Genomic DNA, 5,851 nt, shown 5'->3' on the forward strand with positions numbered 1-5,851 from the left:
GGTCCGGTACGCGTGTCAGGCGGCGACGCGCCGCTTGAGCTTGCGCCGCTCCCGCTCGGAGAGCCCACCCCAGATCCCGAACCGCTCGTCGTGGCCGAGCGCGTATTCGAGACACTCCGTCTTCACTTCACACCGCGAGCAGATGCGCTTCGCCTCGCGGGTCGAGCCGCCCTTCTCGGGAAAAAACGCCTCCGGGTCGGTCTGCGAGCACAGCGCCCGCTCCTGCCACTCCGGCGCGTTTCCGAGCAGGTCGGCCACCTCGAGCTGGCCGTCCATCCGTTGCCTCCTTGTCGCGCACCGGCGTCATCGCCGCTGCAACCCCCCACGCGAAAGGCGTGCTTGTTCGTCCGGTCACAATTTGTTGCGTTCCGCGCGAACAACCCCATTCAAATTACACGCGTGTAATGCGTGCTCCGTCAAGCCAAACTTGATAATGGAGTCGCCCTCCCGACACGTCCGGACGGCCGTGGTGGCCGCCCGACCCTCGCAACCTGCCCTATCGATTCAGACCCCGGACGAGTAACGCCTTCCCCGGCGAGTTGCCCCAAGTTTTCTGCCGTGGCGCACCGGTGTGGACACCGCCGGCGGCCCCCGGTGGAGGCTTCCGGCGGACCGCACCCGGGCGGTCGTCGTGACACCGTCCAAGATCAGCATTGGTGGGCGCAAGGTTAACCCGACCCGAGCGGTACCGCCCGTCGAGCCCGGAAACGCCGACGGCGCCCCGTCCAACATGTGGACGGGGCGCGGCGGCGCGACGGCTGAGCGGTCAGTCAGCGCCCGGAGGTGAGCCGGCCGGCCACACGAATTCGGCGATCGCGCCGCCGGTGACGGAGATCGCGCCGGCCGGCGTGGCGCTGTCCCACCAGACGGTATAGAGACCGGCGGCCAGGTCCGGGTAGACGGCGCAGTGGACGACACCGCCGTGGACGTGCCGCTCGCGTACGGCCGAGTGGGTCCGGGGCTCGTCCCGATCGGCCCGGCTGATCTCGATCTCCCGGCCGTGCAGGTCGCGTCCGGTGTGGATGATCAGCGCACCGGATTCGCCGCCCAGGTCGAGCATGACGCTGCCGCTCTGCGAGGGGCCGAGGGCGTGGTGGTGGTCGTGCACGGACCCTCCCGCTCAGGACTTCTTCGCCGGCGGATTGTTGAACCCGTCGTACGGCGTGCCGAGGAACGGGAAGTCGCCCAGGAAGGGCGCGGTCACGTCGGCGGCGCTCAGCCCCGGGGTCACCGCCGTCGCCGCCGCGTCCGGCTTGAACGTCTTGTCGACCAGCGGCACGGTCAGCCCGGCGATCGCGCGCAGCGCGATGGTCACCACGTCGTCGCCCACCCGCCGGCCGTTCGGGAAGCCGGCCAGGTCGCCGCCGAGCACGCCGAACCGGTCCGGCTTGCGGTTGGGCCGGATGGCCGTGTTCAGCCGCAGCATGTCGGCCTGCAGGTCGCCCGTGGTGTTGGCGAAGCCGTCGATCAGCCCGGCCGGCACGCCGGTGAGCAGGATCGCCACCAGGTCGGCCCGCGGCTTCTTCGACTTGTTCAGCGCGTCCAGGTTGGGGAACACGCCCGGGTAGAGCGCGGGCAGCAGCGCGGCCAGCTCGGGTTGCTCGACGAACTGGGCGAACCGCTTGTCCTCGGTGGGCGGCAGGGTGTTCCACAGGTCCTTCCTGGACATCGGCACGACGACCTCGTTGAACAGCGGGTTGCCGAGCCGGGAGACCTGGGTGAAGGGGCCGGCGGCCGTGTCCGCGGCCACCCGGTCGCCGAGGACGCGGACCTGCTGGCGGGAGGCCGTCGTCCAGACGCCGATGGTCGAGGCGCGGTCGGCGTAGCCGTACCGGCCGGCCTTGCGCCGGACCTTGGCGAGCGGGACCTGCACGGCGATGCTGTGCACGTTCAACCGGTCCAGCGCGTTGACCGGCTCGCCCTCGGTCTTGAACAGCTTCTTGCCGGCCACGTGCAGTTGCTGGAAGGGGCGCAGCGTGCCGAGGTCGAAGATGGCGCCCAGGTCGACGAAGAAGCCGTCGGCCCGCTGGCCGGCGAAGACCTTCTCCCCGGTCGACAGCCGGAACGTCGCCTGCCGCACCAGGTCCTGGTATTTGGGCGTGGACAGCGGCCCCACGTTGCACGGCGGGCAGGGCAGCTTGTGCGCCAGCACCCGCTCCCGGCCGTCGGCGATCCGGGTCAACCGGTAGAACTGGCGCCGGTTCCAGTTCTTGCTGTCCAGCGACTCGATCGGCCCGGTGTTGTAAAGAAAGCTGTTCGGATTCGTGATCTCCGTGGTGAATTCGAAACGATAGGTGACATCCGGATTACCGTCGCCGTCGTTGTCGACGTGAATCTCGTAGCGGACGTCGTCGCCGAACTCGAAGAAGTTGGGGCCGCCGGAGGGGAGCTGCACCGGCACGTAGTTGGCGATCAACGTGACCGTGTCGGGCTGGCTCGGGCTGACGAACGCGTACAGGTCGGAGCTGTCGGCGACCGGATCCTTGGCTATCTCCGGGGCCTCACGGTGAGAGGACATGGCGGACCACACCTTCGTCGGGGTAGCGGAAGTCGGGACCGGCGCCGGGAGCCGCGCGCCGGGAGGGCCGCGCCGGTGGCGCGGGGGCGGTCAGCGCCGGGCGGCGGCGCGGACCAGGCGGTCGGCCAGGCCGCGGTCGCGTACCTGGATCCGGGTCGTGCCGACGAAGACGTCCATGGCGCCGGAGGCCGCGTCGCGGAGGTGGACCACGATCGGCTCGTCGCGCCGGGCCGCGGAGGGGGCGTTCTGCGCGGCGGACAGGCCCGGCACGGTGAGTGCGGCGGCGCCCAGGGTGGCGCTCGCGGCGGCGGTCAACGTCTGCCGGCGGGTCAGTCGCGGCCAGGGCCGCCGCTTCGGCTCATCAGCGGCCGGCGGCGGCTCGTCAATGGCCCACTGCGGCTCATCAATGTCCCGCTTCGGCTCATCACTGGTCATGGGCAACCTTTCCGGGCCGGCGCCGAAGCGCCCACACTGGACCGGGGACCGGACGCCGCCGGGTGCCCCGGGCTTGGGGATGCCGGCGGCGGTCCTCGCCGCAACCGCCGCCGGCATCCACTGGTACGGCCGGCGGCGGGGAAAGGTTCGACGCTACGCGCCGACGTGACCGTACGCGGTCGTCCGCTTGCGGACCGGCCGGCCCGCCGCGGCCGCGATCCCCCGGAGCTGCTCCTCGGTGCGGGCCGAGCCGTTGCCCGAGCCGGCCATCCGGGAGATGGTCTCCTCCATGAGGGTGCCGCCCAGGTCGTTGCAGCCGCCCTGGAGCATTTCGACGGTGCCGGCGTCGCCGAGCTTCACCCAGGAGCACTGGATGTTGGCGATGCGGCCGTGCAGCAGCAGCCGCGCCATCGCGTGCACGACCCGGTTCTCCCGCCAGGTCGGGCCGGGCCGGGCGATGCCGGCCAGGTAGATCGGCGCGTTGGTGTGCACGAACGGCAGCGCCACGAACTCGGTGAAGCCGCCCGTGCGGTCCTGCAGGCCAGCCAGCACCCGGAAGTGGGCCAGCCACTGGCCGGGGTGGTCGACGTGGCCGTACATCATGGTGGAGCTGGACCGGATGCCCAGCTCGTGGGCCGTGCCGACCACCTCGACCCAGGCGGCGGCCGGCAGCTTGCCCTTGGTGAGCACCCAGCGCACGTCGTCGTCGAGGATCTCCGCGGCGGTGCCCGGGATGGTGTCCAGGCCGGCCTCGCGGAGCTGGAGCAGCCACTCCCGCACCGGCACGCCCGCCTTCGCGGCCGCGGTGACGATCTCCATGGGGGAGAACGCGTGCACGTGCATCCCCGGCACCCGCGTCTTGATCGCCCGGACGATGTCGGCGTAGCCGGTGACCGGCAGCTTCGGGTCGATGCCGCCCTGGAGGCAGACCTCGGTGGCGCCGGCCGCCCACGCCTCCTCGGCCCGGTCGGCGACCTGCGCCACGGAGAGCCGGAACGCGTCGGCGTCGCTCTCCCGCTGGGCGAAGGCGCAGAACCGGCAGCCCACGTAGCAGACGTTGGTGAAGTTGATGTTGCGGTTGACCACGTAGGTGACGTCGTCGCCGACCGCGTCCCGCCGCACGTCGTCGGCGATCCGGCACAGCTCGTCCAGCGCCGGGCCGTCCGCGCCGAACAGCGCCAGCGCCTTCGCCTCGTGCGCCGGGTCCAGCAGCGCGGCCGGATCCTCGGCGGCCAGCCGCAGGCCGGCGCGCAGGTCGGGGTCGCTCGCCACGGCCGCCGGCACGGTGACCTTCGCGGCCACCTCCGACCAGTCGCCGTAGACGTCGTCGAAGTCGCCCCGCCGGTCCCCGGTCCGCCCGGTGGTGTCGATGGTGACGTGCAGGTCCGTCCGTCCGCCGAACACCTCCTCCGGCTCCTGCCACGGCCGGCCCACCGGGCGGGCCGCCTCGACGGCCAGCCCGGTCTCCGGGTCGGCGAGGGCGGTGACGTGCGGCAGCAGGCGCGGGTCGAGCCACGGATCGCCGGCCCGGACGTACTCCGGGTAGACGGTCAACCGCTCGCGCAGGGTGAAGCCGGCCTGCCCGGTACGCCGGGCCAGCTCGTCCAGGTGCGGCCAGGGGCGCTCCGGGTTGACGTGGTCCGGGGTGACCGGCGAGACGCCGCCCCAGTCGTCGATGCCGGCGCGCAGCAGCAGGTCGTACTCGCCCTCGATGAGGTTCGGCGGGGCCTGGATCCGGGCCTTCGGACCGAGCAGCACCCGGGCCACCGCCACCGTGGCGGCCAGGTCGTGCAGCTCCGCGTCGGGCATCCCCCGCATCGCGGTGTCCGGCTTGGCGCGGAAGTTCTGCACGATCACCTCCTGGAGGTGGCCGTACTCCCGGTGCGCCCGCCGGATGGCGAAGAGCGCGTCGACCCGCTCCGCCAGGGTCTCCCCGATGCCGATCAGCAGCCCGGTGGTGAACGGCACACCCACCCGGCCGGCGTCGTCGAGCACCCGCAGGCGCACCGCCGGCTCCTTGTCCGGCGAGCCGTAGTGCGGGCCGCCCGGCTCGGACCAGAGCCGGGTCGCGGTGGTCTCCAGCATCATGCCCATGCTCGGCGCGACCGGCTTGAGCCGTTGCAGCTCCGACCAGGACAGCACGCCCGGGTTGAGGTGCGGCAGCAGGCCGGTCTCCTCCAGCACCGCCACGGCGCAGGCGCGCAGGTAGTCGAGGGTGGAGTCGTAGCCCCGCTCGTCCAGCCACCGCCGGGCCGCCGGCCAGCGCTCCTCGGGGCGGTCGCCCAGGGTGAACAGCGCCTCCTTGCAGCCCTGCGCGGCGCCCTCCCGGGCGATGGCGAGGACCTCGTCCTTCTCCAGGTACGCCGCGGGCAGCCGGTGCGGCACCGTGGCGAAGGTGCAGTAGTGGCAGCGGTCCCGGCAGAGCCGGGTCAGCGGGATGAACACCTTCTTGGAGAAGGTGACGACACCCGGGCGGCCGGCCTCCCGCAGCCCGGCGTCGCGGATCTCGCCCGCGATGCGGAGCAGTTCGTCCAGCGCCGTGCCGCGCGCGGTGAGCAACGCGCTCGCCTCGGTCACGTCCAGCGCCCGGCCGGTGGCGGCCCGGCCCAGGGCCCGCCGGACGCTCGCCTCGGTCGGGACGGGCTCGCTGCGATCAACCATCCGCCCAGCCTATGCGCTGGGCGGTCGGCACCCGCCCGCCCCCGACGAGGAGACGGGCGGGCGGCCGCGAAAGACAGCGGCTCAGCGCGGGAAGTTCGGGTCCTCCCGGTCGAAGCGCTGGGTACGGTCGTCCGGCGGGGCCGGCTGGCCGGGGTCGGCCGGCTGGCGCGGGATCGCCTGCGTCGGGTCGGCCGACGGCGGCTGGCCGAACGGGGGCGCCACGTGCGGGGCACCGCC

Annotated in this window: 5 protein-coding genes; all 5 read right to left on the minus strand. The window is 72.8% G+C overall.

Annotated features, from left to right (window positions below; genetic code table 11):
* Positions 1-15: 15 nt before the first annotated feature.
* The 5 genes from F8274_RS29670 to F8274_RS29690 all read right to left on the minus strand — a co-directional run bounded on the left by F8274_RS29670 (position 16) and on the right by F8274_RS29690 (position 5,614).
* On the minus strand, positions 16-276 hold the full coding sequence (locus tag F8274_RS29670; protein WP_013284161.1) for a WhiB family transcriptional regulator: 261 nt from the start codon (positions 274-276) through the stop codon (positions 16-18).
* 490 nt (positions 277-766) lie between these two features.
* Positions 767-1,108, minus strand: a complete 342-nt coding sequence (locus tag F8274_RS29675) for a phospholipase (RefSeq protein ID WP_370518290.1) — start codon at positions 1,106-1,108, stop codon at positions 767-769.
* A gap of 12 nt (positions 1,109-1,120) precedes the next feature.
* The gene (locus F8274_RS29680) at positions 1,121-2,518 is read right to left on the minus strand and encodes a DUF4331 domain-containing protein (RefSeq protein ID WP_151465656.1); all 1,398 of its coding nucleotides are present in this window, start codon (positions 2,516-2,518) and stop codon (positions 1,121-1,123) included.
* Between the two features lie 90 nt (positions 2,519-2,608).
* Positions 2,609-2,953 (minus strand): hypothetical protein, encoded by a 345-nt coding sequence (locus F8274_RS29685; protein WP_225854036.1) that lies wholly within the window; start codon positions 2,951-2,953, stop codon positions 2,609-2,611.
* Between the two features lie 153 nt (positions 2,954-3,106).
* On the minus strand, positions 3,107-5,614 hold the full coding sequence (locus tag F8274_RS29690; protein ID WP_151465657.1) for a bifunctional FO biosynthesis protein CofGH: 2,508 nt from the start codon (positions 5,612-5,614) through the stop codon (positions 3,107-3,109).
* Positions 5,615-5,851: the final 237 nt, after the last annotated feature.

The organism is Micromonospora sp. AMSO31t (assembly GCF_008868175.1).
In the GTDB taxonomy this organism is placed as follows: domain Bacteria; phylum Actinomycetota; class Actinomycetes; order Mycobacteriales; family Micromonosporaceae; genus Micromonospora.

Bases quoted from the DNA above. Each gene is read 5' to 3' on its own strand.
- F8274_RS29670 (WP_013284161.1), bottom strand. From the start codon at position 276: ATGGACGGCCAGCTCGAGGTGGCCGACCTGCTCGGAAACGCGCCGGAG.
- F8274_RS29680 (WP_151465656.1), bottom strand. From the start codon at position 2,518: ATGTCCTCTCACCGTGAGGCCCCGGAGATAGCCAAGGATCCGGTCGCC.
- F8274_RS29685 (WP_225854036.1), bottom strand. From the start codon at position 2,953: ATGACCAGTGATGAGCCGAAGCGGGACATTGATGAGCCGCAGTGGGCC.
- F8274_RS29690 (WP_151465657.1), bottom strand. From the start codon at position 5,614: ATGGTTGATCGCAGCGAGCCCGTCCCGACCGAGGCGAGCGTCCGGCGG.